The organism is Cytobacillus oceanisediminis, from assembly GCF_022811925.1.
GTDB classification, from domain to species: Bacteria; Bacillota; Bacilli; order Bacillales; family Cytobacillaceae; genus Cytobacillus; species Cytobacillus oceanisediminis_D.
Map to the genome: position 1 here is coordinate 3,954,035 of NZ_CP065511.1, position 15,587 is coordinate 3,969,621.

Consider the following 15,587-nt stretch of genomic DNA (forward strand, 5'->3'; position numbering starts at 1 on the left):
AAATATTGCTGCATCTGCAGATAGTCTGTTTGAGTTTTTCGTTAACATCTTTATTCGCTGATTTTCCTTCAAATAAAAAAGCTGACGGACACTTTCCGCCAGCTCGTTTGATGGAATTATTTTAAAGCATTAACTGCATTAATTAGCCCATGGCCAGATTGTTCGTCGTATCCAGGCTTGAAGATATCTTCTGATGAAGATTGAATGATCTGCTTTACTTGTGAAGGAGAGATTTGGTCTTTCCCATGTTTTGCAATGATAACACCAGCCAGTGCCGCAACTTTCGGAGCAGCCATAGAAGTCCCGCCTTTATACCCATACCCGCCGCCAGGGATTGTGGCTAATGCCAAATAAGTATTGTCTCTGCCAGCTCCAGTATTTGGATCATAGTTTGGTCCCAGGTCTCCGCCAGGTGCCATGACATCAATTTTGCCGACACCGTAATTGGAATAGAAAGCAAGATTCTTTAAAGCGCCTCCCGCAGATACACGAATCATCAATTGACTGCTGGGGCTTCTGTGTGTTGCACCGTTATCAGAACCTGACAGCTGTCCCGGGCTCTTTAAATCAACAGCGTTATTGCCTGCTGAACCAACTACAGTAACACCTTTTTGAATCGCATATTTGATGGCTCTGTTAAACATTTGCACGTCCGCTACAGTTTCCTTCGTTGCATATTCAGGATTCTGGAACCAATCATAGCCTCCAAGAGACATATTGACAACATCAACATTATCGTCTGCAGCCGTCATTAAAGCTTCGGCGATATGGGAAGTCTCTGCGCCGCCAGTAGGGCCAAATACACGGTAAGCCGCAACCTTCAAGTCAGGTCCGACACCCATCGTTCTTCCTTTCGCTGCGATGGATCCTGCAACATGCGTTCCATGGCTGTTTTCATCCATTGGATCTGGATAGCCAGGAACAAAGGATTTACCATATGCGTAATTTTCTTTTAAATCTGGATGATTATAGTCAATACCTGTGTCAATTACACCAACAACGATATCTTTACCGTCAGCTGTCTTTCCAGTTCCTCCTGGAAGATTCCATGACGCACCATCATTCGTTACTTGTTTGATATCCCATTGTAGACTGTTATATAAATCAGCATTATCTAACGGAAGATCTGCATCTACTGCAGGAGCTTCGGGATAAATAACATTTTCAGCCCCAGCAGACAATACCAAGGAAGACTTCCGGATTTCATTAAGAAAATTAGGATTTGCTGATGTAACCTCAACAGCTCCTAATTTGTCAAGCTTATTCTCTACTTGTCCTCCAGATTTTCTCACTAATTCTGTATAGCCTGCAGGAAGCTTTGCTTCATCTTTGAAAACGACTAAATAACTCTTTTCAACCGTTTGGGCTTGTCCAATGCTGACAGAACCCGCAAAAACAGCTGAGGCACATAATGCCAAACTTAATGTACCCGTTACGATGCCCTTCTTGATATTCATTTTTTATTGAGACCCCCTTATATTTTCTAATTTTCATTATATTCAAAATAAAGATATCGACAATCTTTGTATTTCGACATACTTTTTCGTCATTTTGCAGAAAACAATACTTCAAACCCATTTCACTTACATAAATACCATATTTTTTAAGTTTGTCTGGGTCTATTAGCTTGATTCTCAATCAAAAACTTTGTTTGTTCCTCGACAACACTGTCGAAAAGACAAGACTATTTCCTTAATAAAAAACCGCATCTTATTAGATACGGCTTGGCTAAAATTGATTGATTCTCTCAAAGGATTTTCTTGCATCTTCATATCCTTGCAGATATAACTTTTCCAGTTTTTGAGGATTCCGTTCCATCCGTCCCACTGTTAATGGCTCCTGCGGCTGGATGACAAGAACTGTCCCATTCTTCTCTTCCTGTTCAACATAGCGGAGGGTCTCATTATAAGTCCGGCAGCGTTCCGCCAATGCTTTCTGAAGCCCAGTGTACTGCGGATATTTCCTTTTGACCATAAAAGTAAATTTAGATGGCTTCTTGGAATATCCCCTGTTTCTTGTCAAGATTACTATATTTTTTTTGAATCCATCTTGCTGGGCTTTTTTAATTGGTATAGGGTCGCTGATTCCGCCATCAAGGAGGACCCGGCTATTAAAATCTACCTCCGGAGCAATAAAAGGCAAGGAACTGGATGCTTTTAAAACCTTAAGCATATCTTTGCCATAATCTTTTTTACTGAAATACACCGGTTTACCTGTATGGCAATCTGTTGTTCCAATGACAAATTCAGACTCATTTTTATAAAACTCATCATAGTGATATGGGACAAGTTTATTCGGTATTTCATCAAAAATAAAATCCATCCCGAAAAACTGACGGGATTTAAAGTAATTCCGCCATGAGATATATCGGGGATCTGTAACATAGTCCACATTCACAATTCTATTCCTGCCCTTTTGCTTGGACAAGTAAGAAGCTGCATTGCAAGCCCCTGCAGAAACTCCAATTACATAAGGAAAGCAGAGGTCCTGTTCAAGAAAATATTCGAGAACCCCCGCTGTGTATACTCCTCGCATTCCTCCGCCTTCAAGCACCAGACCCGCTTCACTGATCAACCTTCATCTTCCTTTCATTCTTTTAAAGCTATACTACCAAAATATTAACCTCTCCATATACAAATATGCCCAAAAAGAAAGAACATGCCATGAATTCAGGCAAGTTCCCTTCTTTTAAAAATAGCAATTGATGCAAGCATGGAAAGAATAATTGTAAACACAGAAACAATGATACTCGGCAATACTTCATCCGGGAAATTCCGGCCCATAATAAAAGCATTCGTATAAGCAGACAGAAGGGCCGGACTCCACTCCAGCAGATGAGAAAGCGAACTGCTCAAAAGGCTTAATATGACTATGATGCCAATACTGATAAATCCGATCGCACCAGGAGATTTTATAAAAGTATTGAACAGTATTACTACAGTTACTATAAGGGTAAGCCAGATACCATAAACAAAGAAAGATTGGAGAAAATCCGAAAAAGGAATAAATTCAAACAATATGCCTACATAGTACCAGGAGAGGAAGTAACCTAAAAAATATGAGAACCATATGAGAATCATAGAACCAGCCCACTTTGAAGTTACAAACCGAGCGTATGAAACAGGCTTCACCAGTATAAGCCCCGCCACACCGCATTTCCTTTCCCCAGCAATAGTCCCCATTGTAATTAATACAATAATAAGCACACCAAACGTATTGAACTGGCTAAGACTTGCAGCGAGTGCTTCACCTGCAGAAGGAACAGGAAGCTCGATGACTGCCCCTTCCGGAAGACCGCCTAAAGAATCAATAATCTGAGGCATATAATATAATGTCAGCGGCTCTTTTACAGCTATCAAAATAAAAGTAAGAGGCACCCAGATCCACTTGTAATTTCTGGACATTTCAAGCATTTCTTTTTTAAATAAAGTTAACCATTGGTTCATTTTCGCACCACCTTCATGAAGACATCCTCCAGGCTTGTTCTGCTGATTTCAAACTTAACCAGCGGCAAGTTCCGTTTCATAATCTCAGTTAAAAATAGTTTTCTGGCATATTCTATATCCTCAACCAAAAAACTCGCACACTCTCGATCCAATTTCATTGAAGAAACAGGCTGGAGCAGAGATAATTCTTCGGCAAATTGCGGAGTATTCTGCTTAAAAGCTAAGTCAATTTTTGCCTGCTGATGTTTAGCTCTCAGGTCTGCCATTGTTCCAGACTCAACCAATTCACCATTATGGAGAAATAGTATTTCATCACATATTTCTTCGGCATCATTTAAGATATGTGTTGAAAACAGGATGGCAGTTTCTTTTTTCAGCTTATCCATCATTTCCAGCACTTCTCTGCGTCCAAAGGGATCAAGGGCAGAAACTGGTTCATCAAGCATGACGAGCTTCGGACGATGGATTATAGCCTGAGCGATTCCAAGCCGCTGCTTCATGCCTCCTGAATATTTTCCTATACGGCGATTCTTTGCATCAGCTATGCCTGTAAGTTCAAGAAGCTCCTCTGCTCTGTCTTTGGCCGCTGCTTTCGATAGTCCAGTAAGCTGGCCGGCATATTCAAGAAATTCCTTACCTGTCATCCATTCATAAAAAACGGGAAATTGAGGAAGATAGCCTATTAGTTTTCGGAAATCCGTTAATTCTCCCCCTTCAAACACGATCGAGCCGGAATCTGGCTTCATCAGGCCGGCAAGCATTTTTAGTGTGGTTGTTTTTCCTGCTCCGTTTGCTCCCAGAAGGGCAATACATTTTCCTTCAGACAATTGGAAGTCCAGACCTTTTATTACTTCCTGGTCCTGGAACTGCTTTTTAAGGTTCGTTATGCTTACAACCGGCATTTTCAGCTTCTCCTTCCGAAAATAAAGTAAATAATTGGCCCAAACAGGTTTATAAATAAAATGACAAGAGCCCATACCCATTTTGGCCCATTTGGTTTTTCTATTTTTACCAGGTCAATAATTGCAGCGGTCATTAAAATAAGCTGAATAATGATAATTGGTGCAAGGATTGCCCAGTTTATGCTTTCTATAAATTCCATTATGATGTCCTCCCTCATTTGCTATGTCATTCATAAGACGTGCAAGTTCAGAAAACGTTCACTTGAAATTCAGTTTTTTTCAAGCAAAAAAAACACCCCAATAATGGAGCGCTTCAAAAGTTTAATAAAATAAGCAAGGATTAATTCATTTCTTTTTCATAAACAGCCATCATATGGCGGATTTCGTTTGTTACTTGATCAATGAGTGAGGACGGCGAGAGTACCTTCGCCTGGTTACCCCAGTTGAGGAGCCATTTGACAAGACCATCACTCACAATGGCTTTTGCTGTTAAAACGAAATGGTTTTCATCAAGCTTTCTTATGTCTGCATCCCGCCCGAATTTATCAATTATCACGTTGATCAGATCGTTATGGAACCGGATTTTTATCCACTCTTCAGAGCCGGCATACATATGAAAGGTCGAGCTCACATACTTAGATACATCAAAGGGTTCATATGCGAACTGTTCTTCCGTTATATTTACATTGCGCAGACGGTCAATCCGGTAATGGCGGATTTCTTCTTTAGCAAAGTAATAGGCTATTAAATAATAAAAATCATTTACCCAGGTGAGCGCCAGCGGCTTGACCCTGTATTGCCCTCCATTGTGGCTTAAAACAAATTCCTTGTTGAGATTATATCTTCCATATTGAAATGTGACGATTCTCCGCTCGGAAATGGCTTCATGCAAATCATTGATAGCCAGCCGAACCAGTTTGCTTTCACTTTTTACAGAGGAATCGATCAAAATTTCATTATGCAGCTTTTTGGCATGATGAATGCTTGTCAGCTTTTTAATTTTCCGGATCAGCTGTTTCGTCTCCTCTTTCGTGATGAAGCGTGCAGAAGCAACGGCATCAATCAGCATACGCAATTCATAAAGCTCGAATAGACGGTATTGATGGCTGTAGAACTTCGGCATTCCCTCTTTTTCCTGGTTGATGGTAATATCGAATTTTGCTTCAATCAGATGTTCAATATCGTCCCTTAGTGAGTTTTTGTTTAATTTCACATCCGGTCCATATTCCTTTTTAAAGCATTCAGTTATATCGTCCAGTGTATATTCATTTTCTTCATCTGTCTGCTCTCTCAGAATATCCATAAGCTTGAGCATCCTTTGTTTGTTATCAAGTCTATTCATTACATCACCCCGTGTACTTTATAACTAAAAGCTCTGCAGAGTTAATTATCCATTAAAAAAAGCCCAGTGGCAACGGCCCTGGACTCTGATAAATTACTTTAAAATCCTGAAAACTAAAGGTATTCTGTACTCCTTGCCCTCATACGCTTTGACTGCAGCTACTATCGTGAAAATAAAAGCAAGGATTCCCACGATCCAAATAGTAATCACCCCAATTAAGATGATCATAAGCACTACGCTGATGGCGCTGTAAATCGTATAGGAAATTAAAAAGTTTAAATATTCCTTGCCATGATAATCTACAAACTCAGAGTCATTCTTTTTTAAGAGCCAAATGATAAGCGGTCCGATAAAAGCTGTAAAAAAGCTGGTTACATAGATGGCTGCTGCTAAAAGCCTTTCATCATTGGAAGGCATTTTATAATCATTCATTCTGTTTCCTCCTAATAATCCTCAATATATATTATGATTTCTTCTATATTATTTACGTTATTCATTTTAAAAGGTTTCATGTTTTTTTTAATTTTTGCACCCTTCCCCAAAATCCGTAAAACCTTAATTTCAAGTTCTTGATTGGGACAACTTGAATACAAATGTTAAAGACAGGCATTGCGCCATGACTTTGCCTAATTCTCATACCTGCTTAGGAAGGTGATATATAGATGATGTCAAAGCTGGAGGCATTCATTCTGGGGATCATCCAGGGACTTACCGAGTTCCTGCCTATATCAAGTACAGGACATTTATATCTGGGGAGACATCTATTTGGGCTTGATGAAGCAGGACTCTTCCTTGATACAATGCTGCATATAGGAACTTTACTGGCAGTCCTTGTCGTTTACAAAAATGAATTGCTTCAAATTGTAAAGAAGCCATTCGGCAAGCTGTCGATGCTTCTGATAGTCGGGACGATTCCAGCCGTAATCGTCGGGCTCCTGCTGAGTGACATGTTCGATTCAATTTCAAAATCCGGTGTTACAATCGGCTGGGAATTTCTATTTACCGGGTTCATACTCTGGATTGCTGATGGTGTTAAGAAAGGTGCAAAAAAGATGGATCGCATCACATACGGAGATGCTCTGTTTATCGGCACTTTTCAGGCAGCTGCCATCTTTCCGGCAGTCTCCAGGTCCGGCTTAACCATTGCAGCAGGCCTTTTCCGAAAGCTCGACAGGGAAACAGCTGCTTATTTTTCCTTTCTGCTATCCATTCCGGCCATCGCAGGCGGCATTGTCATGCAATTTGGAGAATTGATGTCCGGCCACACTGAAGCCATAACCCTTGGCAGTATGTTAATGGCAACTTTGTCATCAGCACTCTTTGGCTATGCAGCAGTCGTTTGGATGATTAATTTTCTAAAACGAAAATCCTTGAAGATATTTGCTGTATACGTTTGGATATTAGGGTTCACCATTATATTCCTGCAAATGACCGGGATTTTTTAATTTTCTAATGGGGAGGTATCAGTATGGAAGAGATCATTGCCAGCATTTTTGAAATACTTTCCCAGCTGGGTTATGCCGGCATTGCACTTGGTTTAATGGTTGAGGTGATACCAAGCGAAATTGTCCTGAGCTATGGCGGCTTTTTAGTTGGCACAGGAGACATCCATTTTACAGGAGCCCTGCTTGCGGGGGTTGCAGGCGGAACATTTGCCCAGCTGTTTCTTTACTGGCTTGGCGTGTATGGCGGAAGGCCTGTTCTTGATAAATATGGAAAATATTTGCTGATTCATAAAAAACATTTGGATGCATCGGAGAAATGGTTCGAAAAGTATGGAACAGGAGTGATCTTTACGGCCAGATTTATACCTGTAATACGGCACGCCATATCCATCCCTGCAGGAATAGCCAAAATGCCATTATCGGTCTTTACTGTTTACACCATAGCTGCCATGGTGCCATGGACGGTCCTCTTTTTATTATTGGGAATGGAACTTGGTGACCACTGGAGAGACATCAAAGAATATGCAAAACCATTTATATTGCCGATAATAGTCATCGCTTTGGGCTCGGGAGTGTTCTATTTTTTTTACAAAACGCGGAAAAGTTAACATAACCAAAATCAGGTTATTACTCAAAAGTGTAGAATGATAATTTTACACTTTTTTTATTTGAGCATATCAAGTTCATTCAGAAAAATGTTCACACTTTCTTTTCATTTTTGTAAAATAAAGCAAAAACTACAGGTTCAAAGGACGAGACCATGTGATGAAAATTTTATTAAAAAACGCAATCATTTACCCTGTTACTTCCCCTACTTTCCATGGGGATGTAATAGTAGAAAACGGAAAGATTTTAAAGACAGGCAAGAACTTAAAGTCTGATTCAAATGTAAAAATTATTGACTGCCATAGCCACCACCTGCTTCCGGGCTTCATAGATGTTCATACTCATTTGGGCCTGTATGATGAAGGAACGGGATGGGCAGGCAATGATGCCAACGAAACAATTGAACCGCTTAGTCCGCACATTCGAGCGATGGATGGAGTATATCCTCTTGATCCGGCTTTTGCCGATGCTGTGAAATATGGCATAACAACTGCCCATATCATGCCAGGCAGCGCCAATGTAATTGGGGGAACAACTTCTGTTATTAAGACTGCAGGAAAAAATATCAGCAAAATGATTATACAGGAAACAGCCGGACTTAAGATTGCCCTTGGAGAAAATCCAAAACGGATTCACAGCCATGGCAACAAGGATTCAATTACAAGAATGGGGATAATGGGAATGCTGAGGGAAGCCTTTTATGAGGCTTTACATTGCGATAACCCTGACTCATTTAGGTTTGCACCGCTTGTAAAAGCGCTTAAAAGAGAAATTCCCGTCAGGATTCACGCGCATAGGGCAGATGATATCATTTCTGCCATCCGCTTTGCAGAAGAATACAATCTGGATCTTCGGATCGAACATTGTACAGAAGGCCATTTAATTGCGGACGAATTGGAAGGGCTGAATTTAAAGGTATCAGTCGGGCCCACTTTAACAAGGCGGTCCAAAGTGGAGCTGAAAAACAAAACCTGGAAAACGTATCAGCAGCTGACAGAGCATGGTGTTGAAGTTTCCATCACTACAGATCATCCCTACACACCTGTGCAGTATTTAAATATGTGTGCAGCTATTGCAGTCCGGGAAGGCCTTTCCGAACAAAAAGCCTTAGAAGGAATCACCATTCTGCCGGCAAAAAACCTCAGGATCGATAATCAGCTTGGGAGCATCGAGGAAGGAAAAGATGCCGATTTAGTATTGTGGAACCATCACCCATTCCACTTTCTTTCCAAGCCGAAATGGACAATGATAGGCGGAAATTTTGTGTACAGGGAATCGTGAAACCATGTCGAATATCGCTGGTGTAATTTGACATAAAATCGCAAAAAAATAATCAAAAAACCTATTTCCTTTTTGATTTTTTTTTAGTATTATACCTAAAGTGAAGTGAAAATTTTGCTTCTTTATGACAGACAATCTAATATCGGAAACGATAGTAATAGGGAAGGCAAATGGTGCGCCACCAGTTATCTGGTTCTAGTGGGTTCGATTCCCACCCCGAAATTTTTTAGCAGCATAATAAAAAATTTCGAGGGTGGACCGATGGCTCTATTTGGCATGGAGTAGGACTGCCCTCAATTGGAGGGATATCCTATGCTCAAGAAACGTGATCTTCACGACTGCCATGCTTTATTTGATTTAATGACGCACCCTGATGTCTTCCCTTTTGTTCGCCAAAAAGCCAATTGTTATGATGAGTTTATGTTTATTACAAAGCAGACAATCGAAGCAGAAGAACGCGGTGAATTGATTTCACGCACAATTCTTGATGAATGGGGCGCTCCGATTGGGACGATTAATTTGTATGACATCCAGGACAATGCCGGCTTCTTAGGTACATGGCTTGGCAAGCCTTATCATGGCAAAGGCTATAACAAATTAGCAAAAGATGCTTTCTTTGAGGAGCTCTTTTTTGAAACCGGCATTGAAACAATCTTTATGCGGATCCGCAAGGAAAATATCCGCTCGCAAAAAGCTGCAGAAAAGCTTCCTTATGTCATTCTTGCAAATGAAACGAGAAAGTCTGTTTATGATCAGCTGAATGCCAATGGAGATATTTACAATTTATATGAGATCCCAAAAGATCTATATACTCTTCATGTAATGCGTCATGGAGCAGCAGTCCAAGAATCGTCCCAATTACTGGAGGCTTAATAAAAACGCAAAGCACTTGCATAGAGGCAAGTGCTTTTATTATTCTTTCAATTGATAATATTGGATTCCGGTTCATCTGTTTTTTCTCTTATTCCGTACTGGGACAGCAATTCTTCCAGCTCTTCATTTGTAAGTGTTTCAAAACGCCCGTCCACAAATGAAACTTGAGTCTGATTTGGATTAATCCTATTTATATTGAAGCTCATCTTTCTGCCTCCTTCAAGTCTAGTTTGGAAATGGCTGCTTTTAATATTTATATTCGCCGATGGAAGGATTTTTATTCTCGTTATTCAAAAGTTCACATAATTGAAACATTTTGTTTTCTCGATTTGTTCAGATTTCTTTAACTGTTTTTCCAGGATAAATGGCCTGCGTTGCTCCGGCCTCTCTTTAGAGTATGATATAATTCTCTAGTCACTTTAAAGAAAGAGGAAAGATTCATGAATCAAACATACAGCAAAAAACAAAAGATGCATCAGCTGCTGGTGATTCTAATTCCAATATTAGTAACCCAGCTGGCGATGTACTCCATGACATTTATTGATACTTTAATGACCGGCCGCTATAATTCACAGGACCTGGCAGGTGTAGCGATTGGATCCTCACTTTGGGTTCCTGTGTTCACCGGTCTCAGCGGCATACTCCTTGCTGTTACACCGATCGTGTCCCACTTGGTGGGAGCAAAGAAACAGAGTGAGGATGTTGCTTTTTCTGTCATTCAAGGTGTTTATCTATCCATCATTATGGCCGTCCTTGTATTTGCCGGAGGAGCACTCTCCTTAAATCCAATTTTAAGTGGAATGAATCTCGAAAACAGGGTCCAGGACACAGCTTTCAACTACCTTGCAGCCTTAAGCACAGGATTGATCCCCCTGTTTGTCTACAATGTATTAAGGTCGTTTATTGACGCTCTTGGAAAGACCAGGGTGAGTATGACCATTACTCTTCTTTCACTGCCAATCAATGCTGTGTTTAACTATATACTTATATATGGCAAATGGGGATTCCCGGAACTCGGAGGAGCAGGTGCAGGTTATGCTTCTTCTATTACTTACTGGCTGATAATGCTCATTTCATTTTTTATTATTCATAAAAATTCTCCATTCTCGAATTATGGAGTTTTCAGGAATCTGCATGCTGTTTCAATCGGAAAATGGAAAGAAATACTTATGATTGGCATCCCGATTGGTTTATCGATTTTTTTCGAAACAAGCATTTTCTCAGCAGTTACTTTATTAATGAGCACATTCGAAACAGCCGTTATCGCCGCTCATCAGATTGCCCTTAATTTTGCATCGCTTCTTTATATGATACCGCTCAGCATCTCAATGGCATTAACAATAGTTGTAGGATTTGAAGCAGGGGCTGCAAGATTTAGGGATGCTAAAGAGTACAGCTGGATCGGGGTGGGTATTGCCGTAATTATGGCATTAATTTGTGCAGCCATTCTTTTGGCTTTCCCAAAAGAAGTTGCATCTATTTATACAACAGACGACGATGTTTTAAAATTCACGGCCGATTTTTTAATCTATGCCATGTTCTTTCAGCTTTCAGATGCAATTCAGGCACCTGTCCAGGGAGCATTAAGAGGGTATAAGGACGTGAATGTTACATTTATTATGTCACTTATTTCTTATTGGGTCATCGGGCTGCCATTTGGCTTTTATCTAGCCAATCATACAAACTGGGGGGCATACGGTTATTGGATCGGCTTAATTACAGGACTTGCAGCTGGCGCCATTACTTTAACAAGCCGGCTGATTTATCTTCAAAACAAAAAATATCCAGCATCCATGAAAGTTTAAAAAAAGGCAGAAGAATTCAGTTCTTCTGCCTTTTTTATAAGTTTATTACTGGTAAATTTTACCAAGTACATCTTTACCCCCTGTAACTGGGATAATGCTGCCTGTTATAAAATCGGATTTTTCATCTGTCAGAAAGCTGATTACACGGGCAATATCCTCACCTGTTCCCGGTCTTCCGACTGGTGATGCATTTTCCTGAACCTCAGCAGCTTCTTCGATATTTTTTTCCTTCCATTCACCGGTTATATCTCCCGGACAAACCATATTTGCGGTAATTCCATTCCCGGCCTCTTCAATTGCGATGGATTTCGTCAAAGACGCTGCACCCGTTTTTGCAGCGGCAAAAGCGGAACGGTATATCCAGCCGGAAGCTGATTCTACACGATCAAAGCCAATCGTAATAATCCTTCCCCATTCATTTTCCCGCATTTTCGGGATAAACAGCTTAGATAAATAAAATACCGCATTTAAATTACCATTAATCAGATAATTCCATTGTTCGAAGGTATAATCCAGCATCTCTTTTCTTTCATGTACATAAGGGCCGGCATTATGAATGACTATATCGATGACTGGGAATTCATTCAAAGCAGCTTCTGACATCTTTACACAATCCGCCGGTATAGAAATATCCCCCTGCAGTGCAATATTTTTAGTTCCGTACATTTTGGTCAGTTCCCCGCATAATGAGACAGCTTCCTTTTGACTGCTACGGTAATTGATCACCAGATCGATGCCTTTAGCGGCAAGCACATGCGCCGTTCTTTTCCCGATCCCTGTTGCTCCTCCCGTGATTAAAGCTGCTTTATTTCTCACAAAATTACCCCTCAGTATTTAATAATTTTTATATACATCAATACCAATATAGTAGTAATTACAGTGTATTAATGCAAATAATAAGAAGTTTTTTTCACCTTCTGCAACAGGGGCTGCGCAAAGCTTAATGATCCATTATTAACGGATAGGCGTTTCTCCGCATAGAATATAAGGATTATGATGAACCATTAGCCTTGTAGGCAGTTTAGCATGGAAAGGATGAGAAGGATGTTTCCATGGAACCTTTTTCCATTTAATAAAGATATGAAAAATCCTCCCCATCAAATGAAACCGGAGGATATTGATAAATATGTTCGAAATATCATGGGGCAAATGTTTCCTCAAAATATGCAGGGAATGGCCGGAACACCAGATTTTATGAAAGGCTTTAATACAGCAGCCCCCGGAGCTAATCACCAGCCATATCCTGCACCACTGAATGCATCCGTCTTTGAGACACATGATTATGTATTTGTGAGATTCCCCATAAAAAACGAGGACTGGTTAAAAGAAATGAAACTTTACCACACATCCAACCAAATGATTATTGAACATATTCCTGAGAAAGACGATAAGCATATCATAACCCTCCCTGCTATTGTCAGGAAAAAAGGGTCAGCAGCCAGCTGCAAAGAGGGGTATATGGAGATAAAAATACCTAAAAACGTCGATATGCAATATTCGGAAATTGATGTAACCGAAATATTATAAGGGGGCATCTTTATGGAGCTGGATAAATGGAAAGATTTAATAAAAATGTCCGCCCAATATCAGAACCAGGATTTCTGGGGAACCTTTGTATCCCCTGAAAATTCCAGCCACAATAAAAAACATTCCTTTTCAGGACTGGAGCAGGAAAAAATCAATCGCTTCTTATCGAATCAGGATATTTATCCGCGATGTGACATGTATGAGTACAATGGGAATATCAAAATTGAAGCTGAGCTCCCCGGTGTATGCAAAAATGACATTAAAGTATCTCTCGTACAAAATGAACTAATTATTAAAGGAAAATGTTCATCATTTCATCAGCACTTGCGCTATTTTCTGAAAGAAAGACATAGCAGATCTTTTGAAAAGGTGCTGACCCTCCCTATGCCTGTTGATAAATATTCGATAGAATCGTCATTCGAAAACGGAATACTTTCCATTTCTCTTCCCATCTTATTCGAAGAGGAAGAAATAATACAAATTTTTGTAAAGAGTGAAGAAAAGCTTTAATTAAGCAGCTTATCATAACAATAAAAAGGGTTGTCCCGATCCATGTAGATTGTACCTGTATTGACATATCCGTTTTTTTCAAATAAACTTTGAGCCTTTTTATTCAGCGAGTATGTATCTGTTCTCATATACGGAATCCCTTTGCTGACTGCATGTTCTTCAGCAAATATAATTAACTTGCTCGCAATTCCCTCGCCTCTGATCTCAGGATCTACTGCCAGACGGTGAAATACAAAACATGGCTCATCCTTTCTCCACGAGGCATTTATATATTCCTTAGCCTGGGTTTGATCGACAGTAATGGAACCTGCAACTTTTCCATCATAGATGGCCGTATACAAATTGCCTGCTTCAACATCAGCTAAAAAATCCTGATCCTGGGGATAAGTCCGGTTCCATTGGTCATTCCCCTCGGATTCCATAATGTTAACAGTCTGCTGTACGATATCCATAATTTTTTTCAAATCGTCTCTTGTTCCTTTTCTAATATCCATTCAAATCACCTGTTGCTTCTGATTTTAGTGTCTTTTACTAATGTTCCTATGAATGATTGAATACATACATAGAGCCGAAGTAAATACTAAATTGAATCGCAAGGTAAAAAACGGAATTAAGACAATGCAAAAACAAATAAAAAGACAGCCTAAAGAGGCTGCCTTTACTCAATCACATATTATTTTCCAATGAACATTTGAGTCCAGTAGTTACCGTCAGCAACATGGCCAACACCAAGGTGCGTGAAGTTTGCATTCATGATGTTTTTACGGTGGCCTTCACTATTCATCCAAGCTTGTACAACTTCTTCAGGAGACTGCTGGCCCATAGCAATGTTTTCGCCTGCTGTAGTGTATGAGATGCCGAATTGCTTCATCATATCAAATGGTGAACCGTAAGTTGGGCTGTTATGGTCAAAATATCCTTTAGACTGCATATCACGTGATTTTTCACGAGCAACTTTGCTTAATTCAACATCCAATTTAAGTGCAGGTACTCCTGCTTTTGCACGTTCCTGGTTAGTTAATTCAAGTACTTTCTTCTCGTAAGCACTTACTTCAGAAGTTGCAGGTGCTGCTTCTTTTGTCTGTTCAGCAGGTGCTTGCTGCTGTGCAGGCTGCTGTGCTGGAGCCTTTGCTGTTTCTTGTGCTTTTGCAGGCTGTGCTGCTGGAGCTGCTGGAGCTGCCGGCTTCTGAGCTTCCTGTTTATTTACTTGAACATTACCCCAATTAATATTGTAGTTTTTAAGGTATTTTTGAAGAATGCTATTGATCTGTTCCTGGCTTAGGTTACCAGATTGAGAGACTTGAATTTTTTTAGCTTGCTCAGGAGTAGGACAATTTGAAGCTGCGTCCGCTTGGTTAGCTCCTGGTGCTGATACTAGTAATGCTGCTGCCGCTGCTACTGAGTAAATAACTTTCTTATTCATGTATATAAATCCTCCCTGTGTTTGTTTTCTTTGTTGTGTGGTGCTGTGTGACTTGCACAATCATCATAACACAGGGTTTTTCGTAATATTTTTGGACAGATTTTACAAATACCTGATTACAGCACACCTAAGAGACTTTTAAACTAGTAAAAATAGACTTACAACTTTTCATAAATCCTGATCTTAATAGGTTTATGATCACTCAAAAATGGGTAAGCGATTTTCTGGTTTTTTTTCTCTGTAGTGGAAGCCACTCTGAACAAATACCATTTATATACTAAAACATCGCTATTGACAGGTATTTAGGCCGATCGTATTCTTTACTTTTATTACACCAATGTAACAAATATTATAGGTATATGTACCCGTTTTTGGGTATTTATGCCCCTGAAGGAAAGCTATTGCAGAGTAACTAGACCCAAAACAA

Annotated in this window: 18 protein-coding genes; 7 read left to right on the forward strand and 11 right to left on the reverse strand. The window is 40.0% G+C overall.

Annotation, left to right across the window (positions count from 1 at the left end; translation table 11 throughout):
- Positions 1-116 precede the first annotated feature (116 nt).
- From IRB79_RS19755 to IRB79_RS19785, 7 genes are all read right to left on the reverse strand, one after another.
- A complete protein-coding gene (locus tag IRB79_RS19755; RefSeq protein WP_243504308.1) occupies positions 117-1,457 on the reverse strand; it encodes a S8 family peptidase in 1,341 nt (446 codons plus the stop codon).
- 271 nt (positions 1,458-1,728) lie between these two features.
- The gene (locus IRB79_RS19760) at positions 1,729-2,574 is read right to left on the reverse strand and encodes a patatin-like phospholipase family protein (protein WP_243504310.1); all 846 of its coding nucleotides are present in this window, start codon (positions 2,572-2,574) and stop codon (positions 1,729-1,731) included.
- A 95-nt stretch (positions 2,575-2,669) separates the two neighbouring features.
- The gene (locus IRB79_RS19765; protein WP_243504312.1) at positions 2,670-3,446 is read right to left on the reverse strand and encodes an ABC transporter permease; all 777 of its coding nucleotides are present in this window, start codon (positions 3,444-3,446) and stop codon (positions 2,670-2,672) included.
- Positions 3,443-4,348 carry an ABC transporter ATP-binding protein gene (locus IRB79_RS19770; RefSeq protein WP_243504314.1) on the reverse strand — a complete coding sequence of 302 codons (906 nt, stop codon included), beginning with the start codon at positions 4,346-4,348 and terminating at the stop codon, positions 3,443-3,445. Before IRB79_RS19770 ends, IRB79_RS19765 begins: the two co-directional genes overlap by 4 nt.
- Positions 4,349-4,350: 2 nt before the next feature.
- On the reverse strand, positions 4,351-4,548 hold the full coding sequence (locus IRB79_RS19775; RefSeq protein ID WP_243504315.1) for a PLD nuclease N-terminal domain-containing protein: 198 nt from the start codon (positions 4,546-4,548) through the stop codon (positions 4,351-4,353).
- A gap of 140 nt (positions 4,549-4,688) precedes the next feature.
- Positions 4,689-5,651, reverse strand: a complete 963-nt coding sequence (locus tag IRB79_RS19780; protein ID WP_243504318.1) for a helix-turn-helix transcriptional regulator — start codon at positions 5,649-5,651, stop codon at positions 4,689-4,691.
- Between the two features lie 132 nt (positions 5,652-5,783).
- A complete protein-coding gene (locus IRB79_RS19785) occupies positions 5,784-6,122 on the reverse strand; it encodes a DUF4870 domain-containing protein (RefSeq protein ID WP_243504321.1) in 339 nt (112 codons plus the stop codon).
- Positions 6,123-6,355: 233 nt separating this feature from the next.
- On the opposite strand from IRB79_RS19785, the gene IRB79_RS19790 reads away from it, so the two are divergent.
- From IRB79_RS19790 to IRB79_RS19805, 4 genes are all read left to right on the forward strand, one after another.
- Complete coding sequence (locus IRB79_RS19790; RefSeq protein WP_243509553.1) at positions 6,356-7,135, forward strand: undecaprenyl-diphosphate phosphatase; 780 nt, start codon at positions 6,356-6,358, stop codon at positions 7,133-7,135.
- A 23-nt stretch (positions 7,136-7,158) separates the two neighbouring features.
- Positions 7,159-7,743 carry an undecaprenyl phosphate transporter UptA gene (locus tag IRB79_RS19795; RefSeq protein ID WP_243504324.1) on the forward strand — a complete coding sequence of 195 codons (585 nt, stop codon included), beginning with the start codon at positions 7,159-7,161 and terminating at the stop codon, positions 7,741-7,743.
- 154 nt (positions 7,744-7,897) lie between these two features.
- Entirely contained in the window at positions 7,898-9,022 is a 1,125-nt protein-coding gene (locus IRB79_RS19800) for an amidohydrolase (RefSeq protein WP_243504327.1), read from the forward strand.
- 312 nt (positions 9,023-9,334) lie between these two features.
- A complete protein-coding gene (locus tag IRB79_RS19805) occupies positions 9,335-9,895 on the forward strand; it encodes a GNAT family N-acetyltransferase (protein WP_035331501.1) in 561 nt (186 codons plus the stop codon).
- Positions 9,896-9,942: 47 nt separating this feature from the next.
- Here the strand turns inward: IRB79_RS19805 and IRB79_RS19810 are convergent, their stop codons facing one another.
- The gene (locus tag IRB79_RS19810; protein ID WP_200870063.1) at positions 9,943-10,101 is read right to left on the reverse strand and encodes a hypothetical protein; all 159 of its coding nucleotides are present in this window, start codon (positions 10,099-10,101) and stop codon (positions 9,943-9,945) included.
- Positions 10,102-10,335: 234 nt separating this feature from the next.
- Here IRB79_RS19810 and IRB79_RS19815 point away from each other — a divergent pair, with 234 nt between their 5' ends.
- Positions 10,336-11,700, forward strand: coding sequence for an MATE family efflux transporter (locus tag IRB79_RS19815; protein WP_243504328.1), 1,365 nt, complete (start codon positions 10,336-10,338; stop codon positions 11,698-11,700).
- Positions 11,701-11,745: 45 nt separating this feature from the next.
- Here the strand turns inward: IRB79_RS19815 and IRB79_RS19820 are convergent, their stop codons facing one another.
- Positions 11,746-12,516, reverse strand: coding sequence for an SDR family oxidoreductase (locus IRB79_RS19820; RefSeq protein WP_243504331.1), 771 nt, complete (start codon positions 12,514-12,516; stop codon positions 11,746-11,748).
- A gap of 228 nt (positions 12,517-12,744) precedes the next feature.
- Between IRB79_RS19820 and IRB79_RS19825 the strand changes: the two genes are divergently transcribed.
- Positions 12,745-13,227 carry an Hsp20/alpha crystallin family protein gene (locus IRB79_RS19825; RefSeq protein ID WP_243504333.1) on the forward strand — a complete coding sequence of 161 codons (483 nt, stop codon included), beginning with the start codon at positions 12,745-12,747 and terminating at the stop codon, positions 13,225-13,227.
- Positions 13,228-13,239: 12 nt separating this feature from the next.
- A complete protein-coding gene (locus tag IRB79_RS19830) occupies positions 13,240-13,737 on the forward strand; it encodes an Hsp20/alpha crystallin family protein (protein ID WP_243504335.1) in 498 nt (165 codons plus the stop codon).
- Here the strand turns inward: IRB79_RS19830 and IRB79_RS19835 are convergent.
- Both IRB79_RS19835 and IRB79_RS19840 read right to left on the reverse strand, forming a co-directional pair.
- The gene (locus IRB79_RS19835; protein ID WP_243504337.1) at positions 13,734-14,231 is read right to left on the reverse strand and encodes a GNAT family N-acetyltransferase; all 498 of its coding nucleotides are present in this window, start codon (positions 14,229-14,231) and stop codon (positions 13,734-13,736) included. The two genes, IRB79_RS19830 and IRB79_RS19835, sit on opposite strands and share 4 nt — an antisense overlap.
- Positions 14,232-14,410: 179 nt before the next feature.
- Complete coding sequence (locus IRB79_RS19840; RefSeq protein ID WP_243504339.1) at positions 14,411-15,160, reverse strand: CAP domain-containing protein; 750 nt, start codon at positions 15,158-15,160, stop codon at positions 14,411-14,413.
- Positions 15,161-15,587: the final 427 nt, after the last annotated feature.

What these genes read in the sequence shown, in the direction of transcription:
- IRB79_RS19775 (WP_243504315.1), bottom strand. Translation starts at nt 4,548, where the DNA reads ATGGAATTTATAGAAAGCATAAACTGGGCAATCCTTGCACCAATTATC.
- IRB79_RS19835 (WP_243504337.1), bottom strand. Translation starts at nt 14,231, where the DNA reads ATGGATATTAGAAAAGGAACAAGAGACGATTTGAAAAAAATTATGGAT.
- IRB79_RS19765 (WP_243504312.1), bottom strand. Translation starts at nt 3,446, where the DNA reads ATGAACCAATGGTTAACTTTATTTAAAAAAGAAATGCTTGAAATGTCC.
- IRB79_RS19770 (WP_243504314.1), bottom strand. Translation starts at nt 4,348, where the DNA reads ATGCCGGTTGTAAGCATAACGAACCTTAAAAAGCAGTTCCAGGACCAG.
- IRB79_RS19840 (WP_243504339.1), bottom strand. Translation starts at nt 15,160, where the DNA reads ATGAATAAGAAAGTTATTTACTCAGTAGCAGCGGCAGCAGCATTACTA.
- IRB79_RS19785 (WP_243504321.1), bottom strand. Translation starts at nt 6,122, where the DNA reads ATGAATGATTATAAAATGCCTTCCAATGATGAAAGGCTTTTAGCAGCA.
- IRB79_RS19755 (WP_243504308.1), bottom strand. Translation starts at nt 1,457, where the DNA reads ATGAATATCAAGAAGGGCATCGTAACGGGTACATTAAGTTTGGCATTA.
- IRB79_RS19795 (WP_243504324.1), top strand. Translation starts at nt 7,159, where the DNA reads ATGGAAGAGATCATTGCCAGCATTTTTGAAATACTTTCCCAGCTGGGT.
- IRB79_RS19805 (WP_035331501.1), top strand. Translation starts at nt 9,335, where the DNA reads ATGCTCAAGAAACGTGATCTTCACGACTGCCATGCTTTATTTGATTTA.
- IRB79_RS19830 (WP_243504335.1), top strand. Translation starts at nt 13,240, where the DNA reads ATGGAGCTGGATAAATGGAAAGATTTAATAAAAATGTCCGCCCAATAT.
- IRB79_RS19790 (WP_243509553.1), top strand. Translation starts at nt 6,356, where the DNA reads ATGTCAAAGCTGGAGGCATTCATTCTGGGGATCATCCAGGGACTTACC.
- IRB79_RS19825 (WP_243504333.1), top strand. Translation starts at nt 12,745, where the DNA reads ATGTTTCCATGGAACCTTTTTCCATTTAATAAAGATATGAAAAATCCT.
- IRB79_RS19815 (WP_243504328.1), top strand. Translation starts at nt 10,336, where the DNA reads ATGAATCAAACATACAGCAAAAAACAAAAGATGCATCAGCTGCTGGTG.
- IRB79_RS19810 (WP_200870063.1), bottom strand. Translation starts at nt 10,101, where the DNA reads ATGAGCTTCAATATAAATAGGATTAATCCAAATCAGACTCAAGTTTCA.
- IRB79_RS19780 (WP_243504318.1), bottom strand. Translation starts at nt 5,651, where the DNA reads ATGGATATTCTGAGAGAGCAGACAGATGAAGAAAATGAATATACACTG.